General features: G+C 69.6%; 25 protein-coding genes and 1 pseudogene. 16 read left to right on the top strand and 10 right to left on the bottom strand.

What is annotated here, in order from left to right:
• Window positions 1-184: pseudogene (locus tag BKA10_RS16515) on the top strand (lipase maturation factor family protein); the annotation flags it as partial.
• On the opposite strand, the gene BKA10_RS16510 reads toward BKA10_RS16515, so the two are convergent.
• Entirely contained in the window at window positions 185-1,693 is a 1,509-nt protein-coding gene (locus BKA10_RS16510; RefSeq protein WP_183500973.1) for an MFS transporter, read from the bottom strand.
• A gap of 240 nt (window positions 1,694-1,933) precedes the next feature.
• Between BKA10_RS16510 and BKA10_RS16505 the strand changes: the two genes are divergently transcribed.
• On the top strand, window positions 1,934-2,896 hold the full coding sequence (locus BKA10_RS16505; RefSeq protein ID WP_183500972.1) for an aggregation-promoting factor C-terminal-like domain-containing protein: 963 nt from the start codon (window positions 1,934-1,936) through the stop codon (window positions 2,894-2,896).
• A gap of 180 nt (window positions 2,897-3,076) precedes the next feature.
• On the opposite strand, the gene BKA10_RS16500 is transcribed toward BKA10_RS16505, so the two are convergent.
• Complete coding sequence (locus BKA10_RS16500) at window positions 3,077-3,634, bottom strand: helix-turn-helix domain-containing protein (protein WP_183500971.1); 558 nt, start codon at window positions 3,632-3,634, stop codon at window positions 3,077-3,079.
• 67 nt (window positions 3,635-3,701) lie between these two features.
• On the opposite strand from BKA10_RS16500, the gene BKA10_RS16495 reads away from it, so the two are divergent.
• From BKA10_RS16495 to BKA10_RS16485, 3 genes are all read left to right on the top strand, one after another.
• Entirely contained in the window at window positions 3,702-5,261 is a 1,560-nt protein-coding gene (locus tag BKA10_RS16495; protein ID WP_183500970.1) for a bifunctional NAD(P)/FAD-dependent oxidoreductase/class I SAM-dependent methyltransferase, read from the top strand.
• Window positions 5,262-5,395: 134 nt separating this feature from the next.
• Window positions 5,396-6,253 carry a TrmH family RNA methyltransferase gene (locus BKA10_RS16490; protein WP_183500969.1) on the top strand — a complete coding sequence of 286 codons (858 nt, stop codon included), beginning with the start codon at window positions 5,396-5,398 and terminating at the stop codon, window positions 6,251-6,253.
• A gap of 50 nt (window positions 6,254-6,303) precedes the next feature.
• Entirely contained in the window at window positions 6,304-7,383 is a 1,080-nt protein-coding gene (locus tag BKA10_RS16485; RefSeq protein WP_183500968.1) for a tellurite resistance/C4-dicarboxylate transporter family protein, read from the top strand.
• On the opposite strand, the gene BKA10_RS16480 is transcribed toward BKA10_RS16485, so the two are convergent.
• Window positions 7,374-8,255 (bottom strand): formate/nitrite transporter family protein, encoded by an 882-nt coding sequence (locus BKA10_RS16480; protein ID WP_183500967.1) that lies wholly within the window; start codon window positions 8,253-8,255, stop codon window positions 7,374-7,376. The genes BKA10_RS16485 and BKA10_RS16480 overlap by 10 nt on opposite strands.
• 262 nt (window positions 8,256-8,517) lie before the next feature.
• Between BKA10_RS16480 and BKA10_RS16475 the strand changes: the two genes are divergently transcribed.
• The 8 genes from BKA10_RS16475 (at window position 8,518) to BKA10_RS16440 (ending at window position 14,795) form a co-directional block, all read left to right on the top strand.
• The gene (locus BKA10_RS16475; RefSeq protein WP_183500966.1) at window positions 8,518-9,441 is read left to right on the top strand and encodes an aggregation-promoting factor C-terminal-like domain-containing protein; all 924 of its coding nucleotides are present in this window, start codon (window positions 8,518-8,520) and stop codon (window positions 9,439-9,441) included.
• A gap of 83 nt (window positions 9,442-9,524) precedes the next feature.
• Window positions 9,525-10,088 (top strand): hypothetical protein, encoded by a 564-nt coding sequence (locus BKA10_RS16470; protein ID WP_183500965.1) that lies wholly within the window; start codon window positions 9,525-9,527, stop codon window positions 10,086-10,088.
• A gap of 20 nt (window positions 10,089-10,108) precedes the next feature.
• Window positions 10,109-10,531: a DoxX family protein gene (locus BKA10_RS16465; protein WP_183500964.1), complete on the top strand. Its 423-nt coding sequence runs from the start codon at window positions 10,109-10,111 to the stop codon at window positions 10,529-10,531.
• A gap of 230 nt (window positions 10,532-10,761) precedes the next feature.
• Entirely contained in the window at window positions 10,762-11,571 is an 810-nt protein-coding gene (locus BKA10_RS16460) for a patatin-like phospholipase family protein (protein ID WP_183500963.1), read from the top strand.
• Window positions 11,572-11,578: 7 nt separating this feature from the next.
• On the top strand, window positions 11,579-11,743 hold the full coding sequence (locus BKA10_RS16455) for a hypothetical protein (RefSeq protein WP_183500962.1): 165 nt from the start codon (window positions 11,579-11,581) through the stop codon (window positions 11,741-11,743).
• 164 nt (window positions 11,744-11,907) lie between these two features.
• Entirely contained in the window at window positions 11,908-13,503 is a 1,596-nt protein-coding gene (locus BKA10_RS16450) for an isocitrate lyase (protein WP_183500961.1), read from the top strand.
• Window positions 13,504-14,030: 527 nt separating this feature from the next.
• Window positions 14,031-14,444 carry a VOC family protein gene (locus BKA10_RS16445; RefSeq protein WP_183500960.1) on the top strand — a complete coding sequence of 138 codons (414 nt, stop codon included), beginning with the start codon at window positions 14,031-14,033 and terminating at the stop codon, window positions 14,442-14,444.
• A 114-nt stretch (window positions 14,445-14,558) separates the two neighbouring features.
• Window positions 14,559-14,795, top strand: a complete 237-nt coding sequence (locus tag BKA10_RS16440; protein WP_183500959.1) for a hypothetical protein — start codon at window positions 14,559-14,561, stop codon at window positions 14,793-14,795.
• Window positions 14,796-14,824: 29 nt separating this feature from the next.
• Here BKA10_RS16440 and BKA10_RS16435 read toward each other — a convergent pair whose 3' ends face one another.
• Entirely contained in the window at window positions 14,825-16,609 is a 1,785-nt protein-coding gene (locus BKA10_RS16435) for a DUF2207 domain-containing protein (protein WP_183500958.1), read from the bottom strand.
• A gap of 36 nt (window positions 16,610-16,645) precedes the next feature.
• On the opposite strand from BKA10_RS16435, the gene BKA10_RS16430 reads away from it, so the two are divergent.
• Entirely contained in the window at window positions 16,646-17,077 is a 432-nt protein-coding gene (locus tag BKA10_RS16430) for a MarR family winged helix-turn-helix transcriptional regulator (protein WP_183500957.1), read from the top strand.
• Between the two features lie 31 nt (window positions 17,078-17,108).
• Here BKA10_RS16430 and BKA10_RS16425 read toward each other — a convergent pair whose 3' ends face one another.
• The 5 genes from BKA10_RS16425 to BKA10_RS16405 all read right to left on the bottom strand — a co-directional run bounded on the left by BKA10_RS16425 (window position 17,109) and on the right by BKA10_RS16405 (window position 21,402).
• Complete coding sequence (locus tag BKA10_RS16425; RefSeq protein WP_183500956.1) at window positions 17,109-17,843, bottom strand: ABC transporter permease; 735 nt, start codon at window positions 17,841-17,843, stop codon at window positions 17,109-17,111.
• Window positions 17,840-18,604 carry an ABC transporter ATP-binding protein gene (locus tag BKA10_RS16420; RefSeq protein ID WP_241740023.1) on the bottom strand — a complete coding sequence of 255 codons (765 nt, stop codon included), beginning with the start codon at window positions 18,602-18,604 and terminating at the stop codon, window positions 17,840-17,842. Before BKA10_RS16420 ends, BKA10_RS16425 begins: the two co-directional genes overlap by 4 nt.
• A gap of 58 nt (window positions 18,605-18,662) precedes the next feature.
• The gene (locus BKA10_RS16415; protein ID WP_183500955.1) at window positions 18,663-19,262 is read right to left on the bottom strand and encodes a TetR/AcrR family transcriptional regulator; all 600 of its coding nucleotides are present in this window, start codon (window positions 19,260-19,262) and stop codon (window positions 18,663-18,665) included.
• 315 nt (window positions 19,263-19,577) lie between these two features.
• The gene (locus tag BKA10_RS16410) at window positions 19,578-20,576 is read right to left on the bottom strand and encodes a DUF2804 domain-containing protein (RefSeq protein WP_183500954.1); all 999 of its coding nucleotides are present in this window, start codon (window positions 20,574-20,576) and stop codon (window positions 19,578-19,580) included.
• A 370-nt stretch (window positions 20,577-20,946) separates the two neighbouring features.
• Window positions 20,947-21,402, bottom strand: coding sequence for an Hsp20/alpha crystallin family protein (locus tag BKA10_RS16405; RefSeq protein WP_183500953.1), 456 nt, complete (start codon window positions 21,400-21,402; stop codon window positions 20,947-20,949).
• A 200-nt stretch (window positions 21,403-21,602) separates the two neighbouring features.
• Between BKA10_RS16405 and BKA10_RS16400 the strand changes: the two genes are divergently transcribed.
• Window positions 21,603-22,625, top strand: coding sequence for a putative endonuclease domain-containing protein (locus tag BKA10_RS16400; protein ID WP_183500952.1), 1,023 nt, complete (start codon window positions 21,603-21,605; stop codon window positions 22,623-22,625).
• A gap of 155 nt (window positions 22,626-22,780) precedes the next feature.
• On the opposite strand, the gene BKA10_RS16395 is transcribed toward BKA10_RS16400, so the two are convergent.
• Entirely contained in the window at window positions 22,781-24,277 is a 1,497-nt protein-coding gene (locus tag BKA10_RS16395; protein ID WP_183500951.1) for an L-serine ammonia-lyase, iron-sulfur-dependent, subunit alpha, read from the bottom strand.
• A gap of 33 nt (window positions 24,278-24,310) precedes the next feature.
• Here BKA10_RS16395 and BKA10_RS17005 point away from each other — a divergent pair, with 33 nt between their 5' ends.
• Entirely contained in the window at window positions 24,311-26,404 is a 2,094-nt protein-coding gene (locus BKA10_RS17005) for a prolyl oligopeptidase family serine peptidase (protein ID WP_183500950.1), read from the top strand.
• Window positions 26,405-26,406 lie beyond the last annotated feature (2 nt).

The following is a 26,406-nucleotide window of genomic DNA, read 5'->3' as shown; positions in this document are numbered from 1 at the left end:
GGAAGCGGATGCCGCGACGCTGCGCCTGCTGGCCGACGACCCGTTCGGCGGCGAGGCGCCGCGCTGGGTGCGCGCGGTGTCGTATCGCTACCGGTTCACGACCCGGGTCGAGTTGCGGGCCTCTCGTGACCGGTGGGTGCGCGACCGGCGCCGCGAGCTGATCGGGCCGATGGCGCTGCGGTGATCAGACCCTGCCGCGTCCGCGGGTCGAGAGGTCGACGACCGCGATGACGAACGCCAGGCCGAGGAAGACGGCGACCGCGATCATGCCGTACTCGTAGGCGTCCTGGTACACCGTCAGGTCGTCGTGGGAGCCGCTCTCGCGGTAGATCGTCGCGTAGAACAGCGACAGCGCGACCGCGGTTCCGACCGAGGCGCCGACGCGCTGTCCGAGCTGACCGATGGATCCGGCGAGGCCGCCCTCCTTCACGGGGATGTCGGCGAGGGTGAGGGTCTGGTTCGGGGCGATCACGAAGCCGCCGCCGGCGCCGGCGACCGTCATCACCGCCGCCATGAGCCACGGGATCCACTCCGGATCGGCGTACAGGGCGGTGAGCATGAGCCCGCCGGCGCCCAGCAGAATTCCGACCATGCCCCAGACGACCACGATCCGGCCGTGGGTGGCGACCAGGTTGCCGCCGATCCACGAGGTGACCGCGCTGGCCAGCGCGAACCCGATCGAGGTCATGCCGGCATAGACCGGCGCGAGCCCGAGGCCGATCTGCAGGAAGAGCGTCGTGACCAGGAACAGCGCGGGCGTACCGGTGAAGTAGGCGGTCTGCAGGAGCGTGCCGTTGCGGAACGACGGGATCTTGAACATCGGCAGCGACACCAGCGGATCTTTGCCGCGTGCGGCGTAGTGCCGCTCCCACGCGATGAAGGCCGAGACGAACAGCACGAACGCCGCCAGCAGCCACCATCGTGCGGGGTCGTCGGTGGGCGCACCCGTCGTGAACAGGAACGGCCACATCAGCGACACCACGGTGGCGGCGAACAGCAGGATGCCGACCGGGTCGAGGGCCACCGGGTGCGGGGAGGCGTGCCGGGTGGTGGGCAGCAGCCAGATGACTCCCGCGATCGCCAGCAGGCACAGCGGCACGTTCATCCAGAAGATGAGCCGCCAGCCGTCCTGCGGTCCGCCCAGGGCGATGAGCAGGCCGCCCAGCGTCGGGCCGAACGCAGTGGCGATGCCGATCGTGGCGCCGAACAGGCCGAACGCGCGGCCGCGCTCCTTGCCCCGGAACAGTTCCTGGACCATGCCGAGAACCTGCGGCATCTGGATGCCGGCAGCCAGACCCTGCAGCAGTCGTCCGACGACCAGGACCGGGGCGGACGGCGCCACTGCGCACAGGATGCTCGTGAACGTGTAGAGGCTGAGTCCGACGATGAACAGCATGCGCCGCGAGCGCTGATCGCCCAGGCGTCCCATCGGCACGAGCGTGAGCCCGAAGGTGAGCACGAAGCCCGACACGATGAGCTGGAGTTCGGTGGATCCGGCATCCAGAACATCGCCGATGACGGGCACGGCGACGTTCACCTTGGTGAGATCCATGATCGTCAGCGCGGCGACCGAGACGCACACCCAGAACGCCCGCCAGCGCGCCGCGGGCGACACCGGAATCGACCTCGTCGAGGTCGGGACGCCCCCGCTCGGAGTGGTTCCGGAACGGCCGTCAGAGGTGGGAATCGACATCGTGCACAGGCTATCGCCCGGCACCGAGGCGGGGGTGAATTCGCGGCCGAAATCGAGGGCGATTCGGGGCGCCGGTCGCGCTGAAATCACCGCCCTTCGACCACCCGAAACGCACCGCGTCCAGGAAATGCCCGGTAAACATCCAGATTCCCTGTGGCAGACTCGGTGCTTTGTGTCCGCCCGAGGACGCACACCGGTGCACTCCTGCCGGTGCTGACAACCCGGAAGACCCCCTCATTCATGCGTTCTGTTTCGACTCGTCCCCTCCGTCGCGCGCTGACTCCCGCCACCGTCGCACTCGGCCTCGTCCTCGGCACCGCCGTTGTCACGAGCGGCCTGACCGGCTCGGTTCCGGCGGCCCACGCCGACACCGAAGAGACCGTCACGACCACGACGGCGCCCGTGCTGCGCGCCGTCGGCTACGTCGTCGACGAGCCCATCGCCGAGATCACCGCGGAGAGCACCGCCGCCCTGACCGACGCCACCGCCGTGCTGGGCACGGCCGCCGACGTGGTCGCCGATGTGAAGGCTGAGGTCGCGGCATCCGATCTCGATCTGGGCGATGTCACGGTCGCGATCGACACGAGCGACCTGCGCGACCTGGCCGGCGAGCTGCGCGTGATCGAGCTGACCCCCGCGCTGTTCATCCCGCACATGACCGACGAGACGGTGGCCGAGACCGAGCAGGTTCGGGATGCCATCGACTCGCTGCAGAAGGCACTGACCGACGCCAAGGCGAAGAAGGCGGCCGAGGAGGCTGCCAAGAAGAAGGCCGCCGCCGAGGCGAAGGCCAAGGCCGAGCGCGAAGCCGCCGAGAAGGCCGCAGCTGCCGAACGCGCCGCGGCGCAGCGGTCGACGGCCGCACCGGCCCCCACCTCGTCGGGTTCGTCGAACTACTCGGGCGGCGACGCCCGCGCCATCGCCCGCGACATGCTCGCGCAGCGCGGCTGGGGCGACGACCAGTTCCAGTGCCTCGACGCACTGTGGAGCCGGGAGTCGGGCTGGAACTATCAGGCGCACAACTCCTCGAGCGGCGCGTACGGCATCCCGCAGGCGCTGCCCGGCAGCAAGATGGCCAGCGCGGGCTCGGACTGGCAGACCAACCCCGCCACGCAGATCAAGTGGGGCCTGGGCTACATCGACGGTCGCTACGGCACCCCGTGCGGCGCGTGGAACCACTCGCAGTCCCACGGCTGGTACTGAGCGTCCGTCTGGGCGGGCTGACCGCCCGCCGGCGCGTCGCCGAGGGGGCAGGACTCGACCCGACCCTCGCCCCACGCCTGGGCACACGCTACGGCTCGGGCCCGACGTTCGCAGTCGCGGCGGGCTCGCCGCTGCGGTCGGCCAGGAACGAGTGACAGCGATTTCGGCGGAGGCGCCTGGTCAGGCACCGCCGAGATGGGTGTGGATGCGCTCGCCCGACGCGCTGAAGATGCTGAGCACCTCGGCCGGACCTTCGGGCATCGCGGTCATGCTGTGCGGCAACCGGGTGTCGAACTCGGCTGCTTCGCCCCGCTCGAGCACGTGCTCGGTGTCGTCGAGGACGAGCCGCAGGCGGCCGCTGAGGACGTAGAGCCACTCGAACCCGTCGTGTACGCGCGGCGCCGGCGGCGCGGGGGCCGGCGCATAGGTGATCTTGAACGCCTGCACCGGCGACCGGTCGAGGGTGAGCGGCGCGATCAGCATCCCATCGCGACGCACGGTCTCCCGCCGCACCCGCGGATCGCCCGACTCTCCGGGCAGCAGATCGTCGATCCGGATGCCGAGCTGACGGGTGATCGGCAGCAGCAGCTCGAGTGATGCCTGCCGTTTGCCGGCTTCCAGCCGCGAGAGGGTGCTCACCGACAGTCCCGTCCGGGTGGCGAGCTCTTCGAGGGTCCACCCGCGCGCCTGCCGCGCCGCGCGCAGACGCGGACCCACCTGTTCGATCTCATTCCGCATTCCCTCATCTTGCCAATTCGGCAAGGTTGTTTGCAATAGTGCCCACTCCGCGGAGAGAGTGGATGCCATGGGACACACATCTTGGGACGCGATCATCATCGGCGGCGGAGTGGCAGGGCTCAGCGCCGCCCAGATGCTGGGACGGGCACGGCGACGCACCCTCGTCATCGACGCGGGCAATCCGCGGAACCGGTTCACGGATCACATGCACGGCGTGCTCGGCCACGACGGGATCGACCCGCAGAAGCTGCTCGCGCGGGGGCGGGCGGAGGCGGCGGCGTACGGTGTCGTGATCGAGCCGGGTGAGGTCGCCGGCGTCGATGACCAGGGCGAGTCGATGCGCGTCCGCCGCGCCGACGGAGCGGTGGATGTGACGCGCACGGTCGTGGTGACCACCGGCATCGGGGACGAGCTGCCCGACATCCCGGGACTCGCCGCGCAGTGGGGGCGCGGTGTGCTGCACTGCCCGTACTGCCATGGGTGGGAGGTCACAGGCCGCGCGCTCGGCGTGCTGGCGACCTCGCCCTCGAGCATCCATCAGATCGAACTCGTGCGGCAGTGGAGCGGCGATGTGGTCGCGTTCACTGCGGAGGCCGGCACCCTCGAGCCCGACGTCGCCGAGCGGCTGTCGGCCCGCGGGATCCGCGCCGTCGAGGCACCCGTGGTCGAGGTCGTCACCCATGATGAACGCCTGGTCGCCGTTCGCACCGCAGACGGCTCGGTACACGAAATCGACGCCCTGTTCACCGCACCGGTCCCCCGCCTGGACGACGGCTTCCTCGCCGGGCTCGACCTCGCCCGCGCCGAGGGGGCGATCGTCGTCGATGCGCGCGGTGCGACGAGCCACCCACGCGTGTTCGCGGCCGGCAACGTCACCGCCCCGTATGGCAACGTCCCGCTGTCGATGGGCGCCGGCTCGATGGCCGGGGCCGGTGCCAACGCCGTTCTCGTCGGCGAGGACGGCGCCCGCGCCGTGGCCGCCGAGCGCCGGAACGCGCACTGGGAGGCGCACTATGCGACCGAGGAGAAGGTCTGGTCGGGGCGGGTCAACGCGACGTTCGCCGGCGTTGCCGAGAGTCTCACATCCGGGACCTCGACGGGGACGGCGCTCGAGGTCGGCAGTGGCGAGGGAGCGGATGCCGTGTGGCTCGCCGAGCGTGGATGGCAGGTCACCGGTCTCGACGTATCGGCCACCGCCGTGCGCCGGGCGACCGAGGCCGCTCGGGCCCGCGGGCTGGGCGAGGACCGCGTCGTCTTCCTCGCGTGCGACGCGGCGGCAGCGCTGCCGGAGGGTCCGTTCGACCTGGTGACGGCGAGCTTCCTGCATTCGTGGGAGCCGGACTTCCCGCGCATCGAGATCCTGCGGGCGGCGAGTGCCCGCGTCGCACCCGGCGGTGCGCTGCTCGTGATCTCCCACGCCGCACCGCCGCCGTGGGCGCGCGAGATGGCGCATGAGCACCCGGCCATGCTCAGCCCGGCCGAAGAGCTGGCGCTGCTGGCCCCCGACCCGCGGGAGTGGACCGTCGAGATCGCCGAGGTCCGCAGCCGTGCCGCGACCTCGCCGGACGGCGAACCGGCGCATCTCGACGACGGGCTCCTGCTGCTGCGCCGCACCCCTGCCGCGTAGCCGCCTCGCGAGAAGCCGGCGGCACCGGCATCCACCCCCGACCCACCGGCGGTCATGGGGGCGTCAGGCTCGGTACGCTCGTCACGTCGCCGTGCGTGCGACGCCTCGACCGAGAAGGGAACAGGGTTCAGCCCATGGCATCCGACCCCCATTCGAAGCGCATCCAGGCCGTGACGACGAGAAACGCCACGTTCCAGTACTGGCAGACGCTGCTGGGCAACCGCACCAAGCGCAACCGGGCCGGCGAGATGATCGTGCAGGGCGTGCGTCCGATCACCCTCGCGCTGCGCTCGCGCCTGACGGTGCGGACCGTGCTGATGACTCGGGCCGACTCGCGATCGAGGTGGGCGTCCGAGGCGATCGCCGCCGCCGCGCAGGCCGGCGCGGCGCAGTTCGTGGTCGCCGCCGATCTGATGCTCGAACTCGGCGAGAAGGATGAGGACCCGCCCGAGGTGCTTCTGATCGTCGCCATTCCCCCGGACGACCCGTCACGGCTGCCGGCACCCGCCGATGCCCTGCTGGTCGCCCTGGACCGCCCCACGTCGCCCGGCAACATCGGATCGATCGTGCGCTCGGTCGACGCGCTGGGCGGCCACGGCGTGATCGTCACCGGGCACGCCGCCGACCCGTACGATCCGAAGGCGCTGCGCGCCTCGACCGGATCGGCGATCATGACGCCGACCGTGCGGCTGCCGAGCGCCCAGGCCGTACTCGAGTGGGTCGCCGAGATCCGGGCTGCGGGCGTGGACATCCAGATCGTGGGCACTGACGAGGCCGGCACTGTCGACGTGTGGGACGTCGACTTCACGCGCCCCACGCTCATCGTCACCGGCAACGAGCACTCCGGCATGTCGACGGCGTGGCTTCAGGCCTGCGACGTGCTCACCCGGATCCCGATGGGCGGCAGCGCCTCATCGCTCAACGCCGCCAACGCCACCTCGGTCATCGTCTACGAGGCGGCGCGGCAACGGGCTGCGGGCAGACAGTCCTAGCGGATGAGCATGGGTGAGTGCGGGATGGATGCCGGCGCTATCGTGATCGCATGTCGACTGCGACACGCGACGCCGCGCCCGCTCCCACGCTGACGGGTCGCATCGACGACGCGATCCGCGGCCTGACCCCGGGGTATTTCGCCCTGGTCATGGCGACGGGCATCGTGTCGGTCGCGCTGCGCACGAACGGCTGGATGTTCGTCTCGACGGTACTGCTCGACATCGCCGCGGTGGCCTACGTGCTGCTGATCGTGCTGAATCTCGTGCGCATCGTGCGCCATCGGGACGCGATGGCCGCCGACTTCGCGGATCCCGCCCGAGCGTTCGGCTTCTTCACCTTCGTCGCCGCGACCTGCGTACTGGGCAGCCGGATCAGTGCCGAGGGGTTCCACGACATCTCCCTATGGCTGCTGCTGGTCGCGGCGGTCGCCTGGATCCTGCTGGGCTACACGGTGCCGTGGACGGCGGTGCTCGGCCAGTCCGATCACACCGCACTCCAGACCGCGAACGGCACGTGGTTCATCTGGGCGGTGGCCAGTCAGTCGATCGCGGTGCTGGCCGCGACGCTCGAGGCCGAGTTCGAGGTCGGCCGCAACGCGATGGCGCTGCTGGCCGTCTTCTCGTGGTCGGTCGGCACGTTCCTGTACTGCGCCGTCGGCGTGTTCGTCGGGGTGCGGATGCTCGCCTATCCCTTCCGCCCCGCCGATCTGACGCCGCCGTACTGGGTGGCGATGGGCGCGACCGCCATCACCGTCGTCGCAGGTGCCCGGATCGTCGCGATGGCCGACGCCCCCATGGTCGACGCGACGCGAGGTCTCATCGCGGGCGCGGCCGTGTTCTTCTGGGCGTTCGGAACGTGGCTGATTCCCCCGCTCATCGTCGCCGGGTACTGGCGGCACGTGCGTCACCGCTACCCGCTGCGCTACGAGGCGACGCTGTGGAGCATCATCTTCCCACTGGGCATGTACGGCGTCGGCTCGCAGTTCCTCGGCGAGGTCGACGGCCTGCCGATCGTCCACGCGATCGGCTACGTGGAGAGCTGGATCGCGTTCGCGGCGTGGACCCTCACCTTCGTGGTCATGCTCGTCCACCTGTGGCGGGGCGTGCTGCGGACTCCACGTCAGCGCTGATCCAGCATGTCCGCAGGCACCTTCGTGGGCGAGGCGGCGAAGCTCTTGCCGTTGGGACGGAAGACGGCCACGCGCTTGGGTGCGGTGCGGTAGTGGGTGACGTAGAGCATGATGCCGACGAACGTGAGACCGCCGACGAGGTTGCCGATGACGGTCGGGATCTCGTTCCACAGCAGGTAGTCCCACAGCGTGAACTCGGCACCCAGCAGCAGGCCGGAGGGGAACAGGAACATGTTCACGATCGAGTGCTCGAAGCCCATGTAGAAGAAGACCATGATCGGCAGCCACATGCCGAGGACCTTGCCGGGCAGGCTGTCGGACATCATCGCCGCGATGACGCCGGTGGAGACCATCCAGTTGCACAGCACACCGCGGATGAACAGGGTCAGCATGCCGCCGGCGCCGTGCTCGGCGTAGCCGACGGTGCGGCCGTGGCCGATCTCGCCGATCGCGTGACCCACAGCGCTCGGCTCGGTCGTGAACCCGTAGGTGAAGTAGATCGCCATGAGCACGGCGATCAGGAATGCGCCGGCGAAGTTGCCGACGAACACCAGACCCCAGTTGCGCAGCACGCCGGCCAGGTTGATGCCCGGGCGTTTGTCGATCCAAGCCAGCGGACCGAGCGTGAACACTCCGGTGAGCAGGTCGTAGCCCAGCAGGTACAGCAGCACGAAGCACGCGGGGAACAGCAGCGCGCCCAGCAGCGGCTCTCCGGTCTGCGTCGACACCGATACCGCGAACACGGCGCCGATCGCGAGCATCGCACCGCCCATGAAGCCGCGGATGATGGTGTCGCGCGTGGACATCAGGATCTTGGATTCGCCCGCGTCGATCATGCGGGTGACGAGTTCGGTCGGCTTCACGTAGGACATGGCGGCTCCCGGTGGCTGGGGGGTGATATCGCCCCAGGATGCCGCCCGGGTGTTTCCCTCGATCTGTCGCCGCGTTACGTGTGCGGGGCGGTCCGCTCACCACGCGTGTCGCGCCGGTGTGAGAAGTCGCTCCCACCTTCTGCCCAGGTGATCGCTGAGATTCGTCCAGAAACAGCACGCAGACTCGGTGACTTGTGTTCGACCCGAGAACACGCCCGCCGACGTACGTCGGTGCCCGGACGACCCGAAAGACCCCTACTGCATGCGTTCCCGCCAGCCCGAGATCACCCCCGCCCGCCCCCGGCGCCGTCTGTTCGGCCGCGCTCTCATCGCGGTCGCCGCCGGACTCGGTGTCGCCCTGACCGGCTTCGTGTCGGTGCCGGTCGCCCACGCCGACGACCGTCCGGTCAGCGCGCTGGAGACGCTCGCGACCGCGATCGTCGTGACCGCCGACGGCGAGGACTTCGGTCCCGTCAAGCTCGACGCGATCGTCACCGATGCCGAAGACGCGCTGACTGCGGCGCAGGAGGCCCGGTCGAGCGCGTGGACGACGATGACCGACGTCCGCACCTCCGGGCTGAGCCTCGGCGACGAGGCGACCGATGTCATCACGACCGACCTCACTGCGGCGATCAGCGAGCTCTCCGACCTGGACGTCACGCCCACCTACATGTTGCCGGCGCAGACAGCCGACGTCCTCGAACAGACCCGGACCGTCGCGGCCGACACCGCCGCTCTGCGCGAACAGCTGACGGTCGCACAGGAGAAGAAGGCCGCCGAAGAAGCCGCCGCGGCGGCAGCCGCCGAGGTGAAGCGCAAGGCCGAGGAGGCTGAACGCAAGGCTGAGGAGGCCGCCGCGACTCTCGCCGCCGAGAACACCCGCGCAGGCGCGAAGGCGGTCGCGCAGGACCTGGCTGCGTCGGAGTACGGTTGGGGCGGCGACCAGTTCTCGTGTCTCGAGCGGCTGTGGACCCGCGAGTCGGGCTGGGACTACCAGGCCTACAACGCCTCGAGTGGAGCCACCGGCATCCCCCAGTCTCTGCCCGGCAGCAAGATGGCCACAGCGGGTGCCGACTGGCAGACCAGCGCACGCACGCAGATCGTCTGGGGCCTGGACTACATCTCCCGCGCGTACGGCACGCCGTGCGCGGCCTGGGGACATTCGCAGGCGACGAACTGGTACTGATCCCGCTGTCGCGGTGCGCTCCGACCCGATAACGGTCGGAGCACAAAGCGGCAGAACCTTCGCCGTCGCCCCTACGCTGAGGTATGGAGCACTCGCAGCGCCGCCCCGCGGGCGGGACCGTCGTCGCCGTGGTCGGTGACGCGGCGGCCGACGCCCTGGCCGCACTCGAAGGAGTCCCCGGCATCGAGGCACTCACATTGCACGATACCGATCCGGCGCTCGCCAGCAGAAGGATCGCCGCTGCACCGACCCCGTGGGTGGTCCATGACGCGGATCCGCTCGTGCACGTCGCTGCCGCGTGGGTCGAACTGTTCGAGGAGCGTGCGACGCTCGGCACGATCGAGCTCGAGGTGGAGGCCGCGCTCTCGGCCTTCCGCTCGGGCGACGCGATCATGCCCGACTACTACATCGTGCTCGACCCCGACAGCGCCGACGCCACGTGGCGGCACTGGTGGTGCGGTGCACTCGGCCACCAGGCGCCACGACGCGTCTTGCCCGTCGAGTCCTCCACCCAGCCGGCCGGTGACGCGCTACGCCACCTGCTGCGGGCTCTGCCCACGTCTCGCCCGTGGCCGGAACCGGCATCGTGGCTGCCCGGGCTGCCGTTCGACATCCCCGACCGGGTCGGGCTGTACGACCTCACGTGACAGCAGTGCAGACTGGCAGGATGACGAAGAGCTCGCGCAAGGCTGCCCGCGGCGCGACGGCGCGTGCCGTCGCCCGCTGGTCGCTGGCCACACTCCTCCTTGCCGCGGGCGCCTCTCATCTCACCTGGGGGCGCCGCGGGTATCGGATCGTGGTCCCGGACTGGGCGACCCGGCTCACCCGCCTCGACAAGGACGCGATCGTGGTCGCCTCCGGTGTCGTCGAGATCGGACTCGGCGCCGCCGTGCTCACACTTCCGCGCGAACGCCGACGCATCGGCATCGGCATCGCCGCATTCTTCGTGGCCGTGTTCCCGGGCAACATGCACCAGTGGCGCACCGGTCGATCCGCCCCGCTGCTGCGGACCGACCGGGCGCGACTGATCCGCCTGTTCCTGCAGCCCGTGCTGGTGGCCTGGGCGCTCTGGAGCACGCCCGGTCGCTGAGGTCTCTTCGTCGACGCCGCGGGAAGGGCTCGGTCGTGACGGCCGATCCCTGGGGCAGCACGCCGGCCCCGATCCGTTGACGGCGACCGAGATCGTGACCGCCATCGGCGCGGCGATCGGCTGGGACGGCAGATCGATCGAGGCTGACCGCGCCGGTCGAGACCAGCCAGGGCGCGGACTGGCCGGCCGACACCCACCGGTGGATAAAGTGAACGGATGGGGTGGGGATCGTGAGCGACGACAGGACACTCGGGCTCGCGCTCAGCGGCGGCGGCGCGTACGGGGCGGCACACGTGGGTGTCCTCCAAGAGCTCGCCGCGCGCGGCATCCGTCCGGGCATAGCCGTCGGCACCAGCTCGGGCGCTCTCGTGGCTGCCGCGTATGCGGCGGGTGTTCCGCTGGAGGCGATCGAACGCGCGGCCCGCGCGTTCCGGTGGAGCTCGATCGCCCGCATGTCCCTCACCCCGCGGCTGGGACTGCTCGACTCCGGTGCCGTGACCGACGCGATCCATCGGACGCTCGGCGACGATCCGCTGATCGAAGAGCTTCCCCGGCGGTTCGCGGCCGTGGCGACCGATCTGAAGACCCGCCGCGCGGTCACCCTCGACGCAGGTCCGCTCAACATCGCCCTCCGCGCGACGATCGCCGTCCCCGGTCTGCTCCCGCCCGTGCGTCGCGGCAACCAGGTGCTGATGGACGGCGGCATGATCGACAACGTGCCGATGGGCGCAGCTCGCGAACTGGGGGCGTCGACGGTCATCGTGGTGCGACTGCACGCCAAGTGGGAGAACGTCCGCATGATGCGCATGGTCGCCAGCGTCGCCGATCTCGTCGAGGACCCTTCGATCATCCTCATCCAGCCCGAGATGGAGGGCCTGGCACAGTGGTCCATGGGCGACGTCCCCCACCTGATCGAGGAGGGCCGCCGTGCGGCAGGCGTGGCTCTGGATGCCGCGAACAGCGCCCCGAGGACTTGTCATCCCGACGTCACCGTCCACCCCGACGGACCCTCTGGCGTGCCGCCCCCGCCGCGGCCATGATGAGCACATGATCGAGTCATCTCATCACGGCGGACACGCCGAGCACGTGCCCGAACCGGGCGAGCCCAGCGTGCCGGAACTCGAGGAAGACGAGAACGTCGCACCCCGACCCGAGGAAGAGCTGGCCGACCTCCTGCGCGCGCAGCCGGATGTCGAAGACCACAGCCGCTGAGCCCTCGACGTCCACGGCCAATGTGAAAACTTCCTCCGCATTGTAGAAGATCATTCGATCTTCCCTGCATGAACGGCCTGAAGACCGCCCCTTCTTGGCACATGGTGGATGAAACGCCTCTACGCCACGGCTCGCACGAGCTGTACCACCGCGAAGGAAACACCATGACCGCGTACCAAGAAGACATCGAAGCCATCCGGGCGCTGACCGCGCAGAACGGCCCCAGCTGGGATGCCATCAACCCCGAGCACGTCGCTCGCATGCGGGCGCAGAACCGCTTCCGGACGGGCCTCCAGATCGCCCAGTACACGGCTGACATCATGCGTCGCGACATGGCCGAGTACGACGGCGACTCGTCGCTGTACACGCAGTCGCTCGGCGTCTGGCACGGCTTCATCGGGCAGCAGAAGCTCATCTCGATCAAGAAGCACCTGAAGTCCACCAACAAGCGCTACCTGTACCTTTCGGGCTGGATGGTCGCCGCGCTGCGCTCCGAGTTCGGTCCCCTTCCCGACCAGTCGATGCACGAGAAGACCTCCGTGCCCGCGCTCATCGAGGAGCTCTACACGTTCCTCCGGCAGGCCGACGCCCGCGAGCTCGACCTCCTGTTCACGAAGCTCGACGATGCCCGCGCGGCCGGCGATGAGACGGCGGTGGAGTTCATACAGTCGCAGATCGACAATTACGAGACCCACGTCGTGCCGATCATCGCCGACATCGACGCCGGCTTCGGCAACCCCGAGGCCACCTACCTTCTCGCGAAGAAGATGATCGAGGCGGGTGCCTGCGCGATCCAGATCGAGAACCAGGTCTCCGACGAGAAGCAGTGCGGCCACCAGGACGGCAAGGTCACCGTTCCGCACGAGGACTTCATCGCGAAGCTCACCGCAGTCCGCTACGCGTTCCTCGAGCTCGGTATCGACAACGGCGTCATCGTCGCCCGCACCGACTCGCTCGGCGCCGGCCTCACGCAGAAGCTCGCCGTGTCGCACGAACCCGGCGACCTGGGCGACCAGTACAACTCCTTCCTCGACGTGGAGGAGATCTCGGCGGCCGAGCTGGACAACGGCGACGTCGTCATCAAGCGTGACGGGAAGCTCCTGCGTCCCAAGCGTCTGCCGAGCAACCTGTTCCAGTTCCGCTCGGGAACCGGCGAGGCTCGTTGCGTGCTCGACAGCATCACGTCGCTGCAGCACGGCGCCGACCTGCTGTGGATCGAGACGGAGAAGCCGCACGTCGCGCAGATCGCAGGCATGATGAACGAGGTCCGGAAGGTCATCCCGAACGCGAAACTCGTGTACAACAACAGCCCCTCGTTCAACTGGACGCTCAACTTCCGCCAGCAGGCCTACGACCAGCTCGCAGAGCGGGGCCAGGATGTCTCGGCCTACGATCGCGACGATCTCATGAGCGCCGGATACGACGACACCGAGCTCGCGCAGCGGGCCGACGAGATGATCCGCACGTTCCAGCGCGACGGTTCCGCGCAGGCCGGGATCTTCCACCACCTGATCACGCTGCCGACCTACCACACCGCGGCTCTGTCGACGGATGATCTCGCCAAGGGCTACTTCGGCGACGAGGGCATGCTCGCCTACGTGCGTGGCGTTCAGCGCCGCGAGATCCGGGAGGGCATCGCCACCGTCAAGCACCAGAACATGGCGGGCAGTGACATCGGCGACAACCACAAAGAGTACTTCGCCGGCGACGCCGCGCTCAAGGCCGGCGGCAAGGACAACACGATGAACCAGTTCGGCTGAGCTGGATCGCTCGTGACAGGGGCCGCGGCGATGCCGCGGCCCCTGGCGCGTGTCGCGGATTACTGACGGCCAGACCCCGCGAAGCGGCGCAGCGCGTGGGAGCCTGCGCCCACGAACGGTGGGATGGAGGCCCCGGCGCCGGCGCCCGAACCGGCCGAGCAGCGCCAGGCGACACGCCGCGCTTCTGACGACTGGAGCGAGAATGCGGCAATTGGACTGAGACGGTTCGACAGGTCGGTGAGAGTCCGACCGCTGGAGTGAGACGCGACACATGAGAAAACCATCACGAAAAGATAACGAGAAACCCTTGTGCCTCGTTACCTTTCCGTTATAGAGTGCAAGCACGGTAGTTGTTTTGCTGTGGCAGCTACCGGCATGTGATTGCAGGACACTCTTGGTGCAAGGGACAAGGGCCGGTCGGGAGCCTCTCCGACCGGCCCTTACTCTGTCCCCGGCCCCCGGCCGCCCCAGCCCATCGGCGGCCGGCGTCGTGGCGCGATGTCGGACCCCCGCGCCAGGCTGATGCCGTGCCCACTCTCAACCCCTACCTCTCCTTCCGTGACACCGCCCGCGCGGCGATGTCCTTCTACCGCGATGTGTTCGGGGGCGACCTCGTCGTCTCGACCTTCGCGGACTTCCCCGGCATGGCCGACCCGCCCGAAGCCGAACTCCTCATGCACGCTCAGCTCACGACGCCCCAGGGGTTCGTGCTGATGGCATCCGACACCCCCGCCCGCATGGACTACACGCCGCCCGCCGGCGTGTCCGTCTCGATCAGCGGCGACGACGAGGCGCAGCTGCAGCAGTTCTGGGAAGCGCTCGCCGACGGCGGCACGGTCGTCATGCCGTTCGACACGCCCCCGTGGGGCGGACGCTTCGGCATGCTCACCGACCGTTTCGGCATCGACTGGATGGTCGCGTACAGCCCCGTGACCCCGTGACACGCGGATGCCACTGACTGCCTACCGTCGCAGGATTCCTGCCAGGGTGCGGTCATCCGGCAATGTCGGAACCCCCTCCTAGGTTGAGGTGATCGGAACAGACCGGAGGACATCATGCTCTTGCTCGTCACCGCCGCCGAGATGCAATACCGTCTCGAGTCCGAAATCCGCGACCGTGACCTGGCGCGTATCGCCATGATGCGGGAACGCCAGGACGCGATCGCCGCCGAAGCCGCTGCCGTGGCAGCGCCCGTCCCGCGACGCTCACGCGCCGCGAATCGCGAGCGCAGCGCGTGGCCTCGTCCGATCGGCATGCAGGCCAGCATTTCCTGCCCGTGCCCTGTCGCCTGATCGGGTTCGGCGACGAGGGTGGCGGTGGGTCAGACCCCGCCGCCCCCTCCCCCGCCGCCTCCGCCGCCTGCGGAGCCACCACCGGACGAACCGCCCGAGGTGGATGACGAGGACGATGCTGCCGACGACAGCGTGCTGATGCCGGACGCGAACGAACCGGCGTCGAACGCCCCTTCGCCGTAGTACCACACCGGGCCTGCGGCACGGTTCGCCGCATAGAGCACGGCGAGATGTGCCGCCCATTCCTTCTCCTGGCCGAACACGACCGCGTAGGGCAGAAGGGACTCGTACATGTGCAGCATCTGGCGCGGGTTACGCGTATCCACGGGCCTCCGCTCCGCGCCGGCGGGTGACTGCAGCATGCGGATCCGATCTGCCTCGGCCCACTCGATGAACTCCTGCAGCCCCTTGAGATGGTCGCGCACCTCCGACCCCGCCGACGTCAGCGGCACGCTCAAGACCGACAGCATCGCGGCCGCGCAGATCACTCCGCCGACGACCATCAGCACGACCGGCCACGCCGCGCTCGCGCCGCCATCGAGTGCGATGGCGCCCGCGATGAAGATGATCGCTGCAGCGATCGCCGCGGTGATCATGGGCACCACCCGCGCCGTGGCCGGCACTGTGCGGCGCAGACCGCGGTTCTTCAGCTCCTGCTCCGCCGCTTTCACGATGCTCTGCGCGACCTTCGACAGTCGCTGATCCTGCGAGCCGAACGTGTACTGCGCACCAGGAACACCCTCGGGGAAGAGTCCGTCAAGCAGCATGCGCCCATCGCCGTCGGCGCGCGAGGGATCGACCAGTTCGGCGATGAGCTTCGACCCGCCCCAGAACTTCTGGGGGCCTTCGACGATGCGGATCGAGCCGACGACGGCCTGCTCGAGAACCTCTGCCGGAATCGCCTTCGACGTCTTGTGCAGCAGGACCGCACTCTCCAGCGCATCCATCCCCGGTGGCGGCGTGTACTCGGCGATGATCGTCGGGCGGCCCGGTTCATCACGCAGATACTTGCGTCGTGACCACAGCGCCAAACCGCCGGCGCCCAGCGCCGCGATGCCACCGGCCGCCTGTACCCACCCGGCTGGTGTCGCGAGGAAGGAGGTGTCGAACAGCGTGAACGTGTCGTCCGCGAAGCCGGCCGCCACGGTGAGCGTCTCGTGCGGGGCGAGCTCGCGCTGCGTCGCCGTCAGCGTCACTCCGCCGCCGTCGGCTGGTGCCGTGTCGATCGAGTCACACGATTGCTTCGCGCCCTGCGGGCCGGCGTAGCACGCCCACTTCCCGGTCAGCTGGTCGGCCAGTTCTGCATCCAGGTGCAGCCGCGCGGTCACATCCCCGAAGGGCTGTGACCAGTCGACGCCGTTCACATCCCAGTTGAATTCGAGCCCGGTATCGCGGAAGACCCACGTCACGTTCTCGAGCGTGTACGTGAACGCGTATGTCTGGGCGCCGTGCACATAGTCATCGGCTCGCGACGTCATCACGAACGTGCCGTCCTCGGAGTCGCTCTCGGCCGCACGAGCATTGCCTTCGCCGTCGGTGATCGACACCAGCCGCGGCTTGAGCGGCTGCCCGTTGTACGTATCGGGGATCGCCCGCCGCATGCCGCGATTCTGGTCGGCATCCGGAAATCGCGCGACGAACTCCTCGACGACCTCGAGCCGGCTCGTCCCGTCGTCTGCGCGCGTCAGGGTGTAGTCCACGGTCATGCTGTCGAACGTGAAGTCGTCCACATCCGCTGCGGCAGGAGTCGCAAGAGCAATGGATGCCAGGATTCCCACCGCCGCGGCCGACAGCGCACCCAGGAATCGACGCATGCCGACCACCCTATGCGGCCCGCTACAGTTGACGCCATGACTGACCGTCGTCTCGCCATCGCCGCGTGGGAGAGCCTGTTCCGCGCTCAGCACGAGGTGTTCGATGAGATCAACGACGCCTTCCACGACGGGGAGCTGGCACAGGCGGAATATGACGTCCTCCTCACCGTCACCCGCGGAGACGGCTATGCCGCGCGGCTGCGCGACGTCACCGCCAACATGCTGATCAGCCAGCCCAGCGTCTCGCGGCTGGTTGACCGCATGGTCGTCCGTGGCCTCATCACCAAGACACCCGACCCGGCCGACGGGCGCGGGGCGATCCTGATTGCGACCGCCGAGGGCGCCGCAGCGTTCCGGCGTCTCGCGACCATCCACGGTCGAGCGATCGCCGACCGGATGTCGGTGCTGAGCGACGACGAACTCAGCCAGCTGCGGACCATCACGGCCAAGCTGCGCAACCAGCGCTGAGCTCCGGCATCCACCCGCCCCGGCACCCGCCTCAGGCGGTGCGACGGCGCAGCGTGAGCGCGGCGAGGATGAGTGCGCCGGCGGCGAAGGCCACGATGATCAGCAGCGGGCGGTAGAGGTCCCAGCCCTCGTCGCCCGCACTGACGGCGGCAACCGCGTCGATGGCGTAGCTCAGCGGCAGCCAGTTGCTGATGGCCTCGAGCACCTCGGGCATCTGGTCGCGTGGCATGAACAGGCCCCCCAGGATGATCTGCGGAAACACCAGCACCGGCATGAACTGCACCGCCTGGAATTCTGTGCGCGCGAACGCGCTCGCGAGCAGCCCCAGCGCGGTGCCGAGAATGGCATCCACCACCGCCACCAGCCCCAGCTGCCACAGCGGCCCGGTCACCTCGAGCCCGCAGACATACACCGCGAACGCCACCGTCACGATCGCCTGCACCGTCGCCATCAGCCCGAATGCGAGGGCGTACCCGATGATGAAGTCGGCCTTGCCGAGCGGTGTCGTCATGAGACGTTCGAGGGTGCCGCTGCGGCGCTCGCGCAGGGTCGTGATCGAGGTGATGAGGAACATGATCACGAACGGGAACAGCGCCAGGATCGGCCCGCCGAACTGGTCGAACACGCCCTCCTGCTCACTGAACAGCCAGGCGAACAGGCCGACGAGCAGGCTCGGCGCGATGAGCATGAGCGCGATCGAGCGCGGGTCGTGACTGAGCTGCCGCAGTACGCGGCCCGCAGTGGCGAACGTGTGGACGGCGTTCATGCGGCGGCATCCCGTTCGATGAGGGCGAGGAACGCCGCGTCGGGATCGGGTGCGCCGGTGTCAGCCAGCAGCGCGTCGGGCGTCGTGTCGGCGACCAGGCGCCCGGCGCGCATGAGGAGCAGGTGGTCGCAGCGCAGTGCTTCGTCCATGACATGGCTCGAGATCAGCAGCGTGGCGCCGGCGCCGGCGAGCGCGCGGAACACGTCCCACAGTTCTGCGCGCAGCAGCGGATCGAGGCCCACCGTCGGCTCGTCGAGCACGATGAGCTCGGGGGACCCGAGCATGGCGACGGCGAGCGAGACGCGGCTCTCCTGCCCGCCGCTGAGGGATGCCACGGTCTGACCGGCCTGATCGCGCAGCCCGGTCTGATCGATGACCCGGTCGATGTCTGTGCGACGAGCGCCGATCAGCCGCGCGAAGTAGGCGATGTTCTGCCGGATCGTCAGATCGGCGTACACCGATGCCGCCTGGGTGTCGTAGGCGACCCGGCGCCGCAAGCGCGCACTGCCGGCGGGCGCTCCGAGGACTGTCACCGTGCCGCTCGCGACCTTCTGCACACCCGCGATCGAGCGCATCAGCGTCGTCTTGCCGCAGCCGGACGGACCGAGGAGGCCGGTGATGCGCCCGACGGCGATGTCGACGTCGAGTCCGGCGAACACCTCGGTGTGATCGCGTCGGACGTGCAGGTCGCGGACCGCCACGGCGGCCGTGCGCATCGCCCGGCGGGTGGCGGGCTTCGGCTCGTCCGAGTTATTCATCATGTGATGAATTGTGCGCCGATGGATGCCGCGAGTCAAGGCGCCCTCGGCGGATGCAGCTTCAGTCGTCGAGGTAGCGTTGCACGGTCGGACCCACGCGGGCGACGAGGTCATCGATCGAGGCGCCGGCCAGCGCCGGGAGCTTCACGATGTACCGCGCCATCAGCAGCCCCGCGATCTGACTGCCGACCAGCGAGGCGCGCAGCTCGGCGTCGGGAGCGCCGAGCGATTTCGCGATGCGCCCGATGAGTTCCCGCTGCAGGAATTCCGCGAGCAGCGGCGTGGCCATGCGGTTGCCGATGCTCGTGCGCAGCAGCGCGACGGCCCGCTTGCGGGTGCCGGGGTCTTCCATCTGCTCGAGCACGAAGCGCACAATGCCGGCGCCGACCTCGTCGCGCGGCCCGGCGAGGATCAGCGGCACCGCCCGGTCGGGACGCAGCGGCATGCCCACCGACGCGGCGAACAGGTCGGCTTTGGTCCCGAAGTAGTGATGCACGAGCGCCGCATCGACATCGGCGCGGGCGGCGATCGCGCGCATGGTCGCCGCGTCGTAGCCGTGCGCCCCGAACTCGTCGGCCGCGGCTGCGAGGATACGCTCACGCGCGTCCGATCCGCCCCGCGGGCGCCCGCGCCGGCGCGGCTTGGGCGCGGTCTCGGTCATGGCGCCAGCCTACGACTCATTCCCCGCATCGAGATCGACCCGGCTTGGTGCCACTCACGCGCACGCTCAGTTGGCGCCGCGGCCGGAAACCCGGCATCCATACCCGGCACACGCGCCAACTATGCGAACCGCACGCGCGCTCAGTTGGCGCCGCGGCCGGAAACCCGGCATCCATACCCGGCGCACGCGCCAACTATGCGAACCGCACGCACGCTCAGTTGGCGCCACCGCCGGGAACCCGGCATCCATACCCGGCGCACGCGCCAACTATGCGAACCGCACGCGGCATCACCGTGACGCAGCAACCCACTCCACTCACCAGCGGTTGTGTACGTCCTCCGCGAACCCCTCGACCCCGTCGAAGACGACGGCCTCTTCGCCGGTGTCGAACGTGCCCGACCAGACGCCGAAGCACTGGTCGGTGCGCGATGACACGATGCCGAGGTTCGTGCGCGAGCGCTTCGTGTAGAACGGCGTGAGCGTGGCATCCAGTCCCCCACCGCTGATCCGCCACGGTCGCAGCGGCTGCGCGATGTCGTAGTCCCAGACCAGCTGCTGCGAGATCTTGTGCAGCACGCCCTCCACGACGACGCCGTTCTCGGTCGATCCGGTGCCCTCGGTCCACTGCCCGCCTACCTGGATGCCGATGATCCGCCCGTCGGCGGTGCTGCCGGCCCCGGCGCCCCAGTTCCAGCTGACGTCGTACGGCCAGCGCCCCCTGCCGTGATCGAGCACCGCCCACGAACCCGCCGGCACCGGGTGCGTCACGCCGTTCGTCGTGATGGTTCCGGATGCCGGGAGGGCGACGTCCTTGACCGTGTACTGGAACCGGCGGCGCGACCACGGCACGATCACGGCCAGCCAGTCGTGGCCGGCCGGGCGGTTCACGGTGATGTCGAACCCGGCATCCGGAATCTCGGCGTGCAGCCGCCAGCGCTGGCCGTCCGGCGTCGGGGTGACGGTGATGCCGAGGCCCTTCGCCCGCGCGACGGTCAGTCCGGTGCCGAGCGAGGCGGACAGCTCGACCTCTTTGGCCGGGATCCTCGTCGCGCTCTTCGCCCAGGTGCGTTCGGTCGCGCGCTCGAAGATCCAGACTTCGTGCACGGCGGCGTAGTCGATCGACGACACCGTCAGTGCGACGATGTGCGTCGGGGTCATGACGTTCCAGTATTCCCACCGCTTGTTGCGCCCGCGGCCGCGGCCGATGCCGGCGGTGTCGACGAGCGGCGTGCGGGCCCAGCCGATGGCATCAGTGTTCAGCCGCCCGTCGGGCAGGGTGAGGGAGACGGGGACGGTGAGTTCACGCTCGGTCATGCGGGACCTCCTGTCGCGGCGCGCAGCCGGTCGTTGACCCTGCTCGATGACCGCGAAGTCTTCGTAGGTCTCATGGTCGGGACGGCACAGCGGTGCGGTCGGTCATCGGCATCCTTGCTTCTGTCCGTGGCGATTCGGGTGCTTCGATTCTATGCCCGCCGGGAGACGCGGCCAGCGCTTGTGCGGCGCCGGGGCGTGCGCGGTCTGAGTTGGCGCTTGCGCCGGATACCCGGCATCCATTCCCAACCCCAGCGCCCACCGAGTCAGCGCATACGACACCACCCCGGTCCGAAGTGGACGCGGGGCGGTGTCGTGTGTGGATGCCGGGGTGCACGACCTGGGCGGCGGCGGGAACCCGGCGCCGAGAGTCCTACTGCTCGACGACCTGCGGCGCGTCGCTGGACTCGTGCGCCCGGATCGTCGGCGCATCGTTGCCGGCGACGACCTGCACCTTGCGCGGCCGGGCCTTCTCGCTCACCGGGATGGTGACCGTGAGCACGCCGTTGCTGTAGTTGGCGGCGATGCTCTCGGTGTCGATGCCCTGGCCGAGGTTGAGCTGGCGCAGGAAGCTCGCTGCCTCGCGCTCGCGGGTGATCCACTTGACATCATCGCCGGAGTGCAGAGTGCGCTCCGCGCGGATCGTCAGCAGCTGGCCGTCGACGTCGATGTCGACCGAGCCCGGGTCGATGCCCGGAAGGTCGGCGGACAGCACGTAGTGGTCGCCGTCGCGGTAGAGGTCCATCGGCATGCGGCGCGGACCGCGGCGCGTGTCGAAGAGGCTCGACGCGAGTCGATCGAGGTCACGGAACGGGTCATAGGTGGCCATTGTTCTCTCCTGTTTCTCCTTGGTCTGAAAGTTGAGTCACCACGGCTCAACTAGGTTCAGATTAGCACTCGGCATGCCAGAGTGCTAACGGTTCGCGATCGGCGAACAGCGCCTCCTCCACACCCGCGCTCCACGTCGAACTGTCCACGGAGTGGGCGCTGCGGCATCCACTCGCCATCCGATGTGAAGAAGGTGGAGGGATGCCGCGACCTGCCCGCCCTCTGCCCGTCGACCTGCCGAACGTCTTCCTGTCAGCACATGCCCGCAGCCTCGGCCTCACCGCCGGACGGCTGAGCGCCCACGATCTCGATCGGCCATTCCGCGGCGTGCGCTCTCGGCCGCCGGACCCGGTCGAAGACGACGATCCCGATGCCCCGCTCGCGCGCGACCGGGCTGCGCGCACCGCGATCCTGACGAAGCTTCGCGCTCACAGCCTCTTGCTGCCGCCGCACGCCTTCTACATCGCCACGAGTGCCTTGGCGATCCTCGGGCTGCCATTCCTCGACGCCGAGGCGGCAGCGTCCGCGGACATCGAGGTCGGCGTGTTCTCGCCGCATCGCGCGTTGAGACGGCCTGGCATCCGCTCCGTGCAGGTGGGGCTCGGGCGCGCATTCGTCCGCGAGCACGAGGGTCTGCGCGTGGCCACCCCGGCATCGACGTGGGCGCTCCTCGGACGCGACCTCAGCGTGCCTGAACTCGTGGTCATCGGTGACGCGATCGTGCGTGTACCGCGCGATGACCGGGGCCGGCGCCAGCCGACGCGCCAACTCGCGACGATCGCGCAGCTGCGCGTCGCCGCCGACGCCGGCCGGCGCTACGGCATCGCACGATTGCGCGAGGCCCTGCCCGTGATCCGCACCGGGAGCATGTCGGTGCTGGAAACGGAGTGGCGGTTGTGCGTCGAGGCCAGTGACCTGCCCGACCCCGAACTCGATTTCGAAGTCCGCGATGCGGGCGGAAAGCTGGTGGGCATCAGCGATGCCGCATACCCGCAGTTCCGCACGGCGGTCGAGATCGAGGGCGATCACCACCGCGTGACACGGGTGCAATGGGATCGCGACATCGCGAAGTACGCGGCATACGCGGCGAACGACTGGGACGTGGTGCGATGCACGTCGCGACATATCCGGGGCCGGCGGCCCCAGGCCGCAGATATGGTGCGGGCAGTCCTGATGCGTCGAGGGTGGCGTCCACAGGGTGCGCGCGCGTCACGGGCCACCTGATCTGCGCGCGGCCGTGGGGCTCGGGCCAGTCGGCGCCGGGCCGAAACTCCAGTTGGCGCTCAGGACGGAAACTCCCTCGGCGTATCCCGCCGACGCGCCAACGTTGTGAGCGGGCGGGGCCTTTGGCACCGCGCTGAAATACCAGCACCCAGCGCTCAGCACTCGACGACGTTGACGGCGAGGCCGCCCTCGCTGGTCTCCTTGTACTTCGTCGACATGTCGATGCCCGTCTGGCGCATGGTCTCGACGACGGCATCGAGCGAGACATAGTGACTGCCGTCGCCGCGCAGCGCGAGTCGCGCGGCGGTCACGGCGGTCGACGCGGCCACCGCGTTGCGCTCGATGCACGGGATCTGGACGAGCCCGCCCACGGGGTCGCACGTGAGGCCGAGGTGGTGCTCCATCGCGATCTCGGCCGCGTTCTCGATCTGCCGGTTCGTGCCGCCCATCACCGCGGTCAGTCCCCCGGCGGCCATCGCACATGCCGACCCGACTTCGGCCTGACATCCACCCTCGGCTCCAGAGATCGACGCGTTCGCCTTGAACAGCGACCCGAGTGCAGTCGCGGTCAATAGGAAGCGGCGGATGCCACGGCGCCCGTTCGCCTCCATGACGGCCTCGTCGTCGCGGAGCACCTCACCGCGAACCTCGGGTGCAGCTCCCCCGAAACCGAGAAGCGCCGATCCGACCAGCTCACCGTGCGGCGTGACGGCGTTGCCCACGCCGAGCCCCGAGTCGGCGAGGAACCGCCACCAGTACATCGCCACCGCCGGCACGATTCCCGCCGCGCCGTTGGTGGGCGCGGTCACCACACGACCGCCGGACGCGTTCTCCTCGTTGACCGCGAGCGCGAAGGCCCCCAGCCACTCCCCCGGCAGCTCGCGATGCCCGTCGGCCTCGGCTTCCTCCAGTTGGGAGCGGATCATCGCGGCGCGACGCTTCACGCGCAGGATGCCGGGGAGTTCACCCGCAGTGGCAAGTCCCGCGTCGACGCACGAGGCCATGGCATCCCAGATCGCGTCGAGGCCGGCCGCGACCTGAGCCTCACCGCGCAGCGCCTCCTCGTTGAGACGGGCCGCTTCGGCGATCGAGATGCCGCGCTCGTCGCAGAGGGCGAGGAGTTCTTCGGCCGAGTCGAACGCGAGCGGGAACGCCGCCACGACCACCCGCTCCGGCTCGCCCTCACGGCGGATGAACCCGCCGCCGACGGAGTAGTACGTATCCTCGGCGATCACCGCGCCGTCGGCGGCGAGCGCGCGCAGCGTCATCGCATTCGGGTGACCGGGTAAGCGTGTGCGCGGCGCGAACTCGACGTCGGTCTTGGCGAACGGTACCGGGTGCGTGCCGTCCACCTGCAGGTCGCGGCCGGAGGGCCAGTCCGTCCAGGCCGCGCGCACGGCAGCGGGATCCACCGTGTCGGGTGCGTGTCCCTGGAGGCCTGCGACCACGGCATCCGGTGTCCCATGACCGATGCCGGTCGCGCCGAGGGAGCCGTACAGCACGCACCCCACCCGCGTCACGGAGGGCAGCGCGCCCGATGCGGACAGCCGGGCGGCGAAGTCGCGGGCAGCCCGCATCGGCCCGACAGTGTGGGAGCTCGAGGGTCCTACTCCGATGGAGAACAGCTCGAACGCCGAGACGTATGCGCTCACGGGTCCAGGCTACGCGCGCCATAGGCTGTCGGAGTGACCGCCCACGCCGCCGAAGACGCCACGCACGCACCCGAACCCATCGACCCGCACCTCTGGCTCGAGGACATCAACGCCCCCGACGCGCTCGCGTGGGCGGCCGCGCGCACCGCCGAGACCGAGGCGGCGTTCCACGACAGCGCCCTCGAGCAGCGGCTACGCGACGTCCTCGATGACCCGGACCGGCTCATCGTCCCGTCGCGGCACGGGGACCTCATGTACCACCTGTGGCGTGACGCCGAGAATCCGCGCGGTCTCTGGCGTCGCACGACGCGCGAAGCGTTCACCGCAGGCGAGCCGGAGTGGGAGACGCTGCTCGATCTCGACGCACTCGGCCAGGCCGAGGGCACCGCATGGAGCTTCGGCGGCGCCGTCCACGGTCCCGCCGGCAGCCGCCGTGCCCTGCTGCGCCTGAGCCCCGACGGCGGCGACGCGGTCGTGCTGCGCGAGTTCGACCTCGACGCGGTCGCGTTCGTCGACGACCACCCGTTCGAGCTCGATGCGCACAAGCATCGTGTCGCGTGGCTGGACAGCGACACGCTCCTGATCGCGAGCGCCCTCGACGGCGGCGGCATCACCGACTCGGGCTACCCGATCTCGGCACGCGTGTGGCGACGTGGCACCGCGCTGGCTGACGCCCCCACGATCGTCGAGGGCGACCACGCCGACGTCGGCGTCTTCGCGGACGTCGACCACACCGGCGACCGCCACACCGCGGTGGTGGTCGTCGCCCATGACTTCTTCCACTCCGAACTGTGGGTGTGGGATGCCGCGGCCGCGGCCGACCCGGTGAAGATCCAGGCACCGCAGGACGCCCACGTCGACATCCACGGTGAACTGGTGGCCGTGCGCACCACCACCCCGTGGCAGGTCGGCGGCACCGCGTACCCCGCCGGAACGCTGCTGGTCGGCCCGCTCGAAACGCTCACGACCGGCGACGGCTCGGCGCTGCGTGTCGCCTTCGCCCCGACCGAACACGCCGTGCTCGAGACTTGGAACTGGACGCGCACCCGCCTCGTGCTCACGGTGCTCGACCGCGTGCAGTCCGGCCTGTGCGCCCTCGACCCGGCCGCGCTGCTCGCCGGCGAACCTGGCGCCGAAGCCGAGACCACGCCGCTGCCCTTCGCCCTCGGCACCGACGACCTGTTCTCGGCGAGCGTGGTGACCGCCGACGCTGACGAGGACGATGAACTGTGGGTCGTCGCCCGCGGGTTCCTCACTCCCCCGACGCTCCTCGTCACCGACGCCGTGGCCCCTGACCCCCGCGTCGTGCAGCGCGGCAACGCGGCGTTCGACGCCACCGGCCTCGTCGCCACGCAGCATTGGGCGACCAGCGCCGACGGCACCGGCATCCCTTACTTCGAAGTCGGCCCCCGCGAACGCGACGGCGCACTGCCGGTGCTCATGAGCGGGTACGGCGGGTTCGAGCACGCCCTCACGCCCGAGTACCAGAACCTCGTCGGCCCGGCGTGGCTCGAGAAGGGGCGCGTGTTCGTCGTCGCGAACATCCGCGGCGGTGGCGAGTTCGGCCCCGACTGGCACCTCGCGGCGCTGCGCGAGCACCGTCACCGCGCGTACGAGGACTTCGCCGCCGTCGCGCGCGATCTCTTCGCCCGCGGGGTGTCGACGCCCGCGCAGATCGGATGCCATGGGCGCAGCAACGGCGGACTGCTCGTCGGCAACATGCTCACCCAGTACCCCGAGGATTTCGGCGCGATCGTGTGCGGCGTGCCGCTGCTCGACATGCGCCGCTACACGCGGCTCTCGGCCGGCGCCAGCTGGATCGCCGAGTACGGCGACCCCGACGATCCCGACGACTGGGAGTTCATCCGCACGTTCTCGCCGTACCACCTGATCGACCCGCAGCAGGCGTATCCGCCGTCGCTCATCTACGCCGCCGCGAGCGATGACCGCGTCGGCCCGGTGCAGGCGCGCAAGATGGCCGCGCGCCTGACGCAGGAGACGGATGCCGAGGTCTACTACCTCGAGCCGGTCGAAGGCGGGCACGCCGGCACGATCGACAACGCGGCCACGGCGGCACTGCACGCGACGATCCACGCCTTCTTCGACAACGTGCTCACCCGGGACTGAGC

The organism is Microbacterium invictum (assembly GCF_014197265.1).
In the GTDB taxonomy this organism is placed as follows: Bacteria; Actinomycetota; Actinomycetes; order Actinomycetales; family Microbacteriaceae; genus Microbacterium; species Microbacterium invictum.
The sequence above is the reverse complement of the archived record's forward strand: the minus strand, read 5'-3'. Positions and strand labels throughout refer to the sequence as shown.

Bases quoted from the DNA above. Each gene is read 5' to 3' on its own strand.
- BKA10_RS16485 (WP_183500968.1), top strand. From the start codon at position 6,304: ATGTCGACTGCGACACGCGACGCCGCGCCCGCTCCCACGCTGACGGGT.
- BKA10_RS16435 (WP_183500958.1), bottom strand. From the start codon at position 16,609: ATGCGTCGATTCCTGGGTGCGCTGTCGGCCGCGGCGGTGGGAATCCTG.
- BKA10_RS16510 (WP_183500973.1), bottom strand. From the start codon at position 1,693: ATGTCGATTCCCACCTCTGACGGCCGTTCCGGAACCACTCCGAGCGGG.
- BKA10_RS16405 (WP_183500953.1), bottom strand. From the start codon at position 21,402: ATGGCCACCTATGACCCGTTCCGTGACCTCGATCGACTCGCGTCGAGC.
- BKA10_RS16450 (WP_183500961.1), top strand. From the start codon at position 11,908: ATGACCGCGTACCAAGAAGACATCGAAGCCATCCGGGCGCTGACCGCG.
- BKA10_RS16495 (WP_183500970.1), top strand. From the start codon at position 3,702: ATGGGACACACATCTTGGGACGCGATCATCATCGGCGGCGGAGTGGCA.
- BKA10_RS16425 (WP_183500956.1), bottom strand. From the start codon at position 17,843: ATGAACGCCGTCCACACGTTCGCCACTGCGGGCCGCGTACTGCGGCAG.
- BKA10_RS16500 (WP_183500971.1), bottom strand. From the start codon at position 3,634: ATGCGGAATGAGATCGAACAGGTGGGTCCGCGTCTGCGCGCGGCGCGG.
- BKA10_RS16470 (WP_183500965.1), top strand. From the start codon at position 9,525: ATGGAGCACTCGCAGCGCCGCCCCGCGGGCGGGACCGTCGTCGCCGTG.
- BKA10_RS16475 (WP_183500966.1), top strand. From the start codon at position 8,518: ATGCGTTCCCGCCAGCCCGAGATCACCCCCGCCCGCCCCCGGCGCCGT.
- BKA10_RS16455 (WP_183500962.1), top strand. From the start codon at position 11,579: ATGATCGAGTCATCTCATCACGGCGGACACGCCGAGCACGTGCCCGAA.
- BKA10_RS16465 (WP_183500964.1), top strand. From the start codon at position 10,109: ATGACGAAGAGCTCGCGCAAGGCTGCCCGCGGCGCGACGGCGCGTGCC.
- BKA10_RS16400 (WP_183500952.1), top strand. From the start codon at position 21,603: ATGCCGCGACCTGCCCGCCCTCTGCCCGTCGACCTGCCGAACGTCTTC.
- BKA10_RS16415 (WP_183500955.1), bottom strand. From the start codon at position 19,262: ATGACCGAGACCGCGCCCAAGCCGCGCCGGCGCGGGCGCCCGCGGGGC.
- BKA10_RS16505 (WP_183500972.1), top strand. From the start codon at position 1,934: ATGCGTTCTGTTTCGACTCGTCCCCTCCGTCGCGCGCTGACTCCCGCC.
- BKA10_RS16480 (WP_183500967.1), bottom strand. From the start codon at position 8,255: ATGTCCTACGTGAAGCCGACCGAACTCGTCACCCGCATGATCGACGCG.
- BKA10_RS16440 (WP_183500959.1), top strand. From the start codon at position 14,559: ATGCTCTTGCTCGTCACCGCCGCCGAGATGCAATACCGTCTCGAGTCC.
- BKA10_RS16430 (WP_183500957.1), top strand. From the start codon at position 16,646: ATGACTGACCGTCGTCTCGCCATCGCCGCGTGGGAGAGCCTGTTCCGC.
- BKA10_RS16490 (WP_183500969.1), top strand. From the start codon at position 5,396: ATGGCATCCGACCCCCATTCGAAGCGCATCCAGGCCGTGACGACGAGA.
- BKA10_RS16410 (WP_183500954.1), bottom strand. From the start codon at position 20,576: ATGACCGAGCGTGAACTCACCGTCCCCGTCTCCCTCACCCTGCCCGAC.
- BKA10_RS16420 (WP_241740023.1), bottom strand. From the start codon at position 18,604: ATGATGAATAACTCGGACGAGCCGAAGCCCGCCACCCGCCGGGCGATG.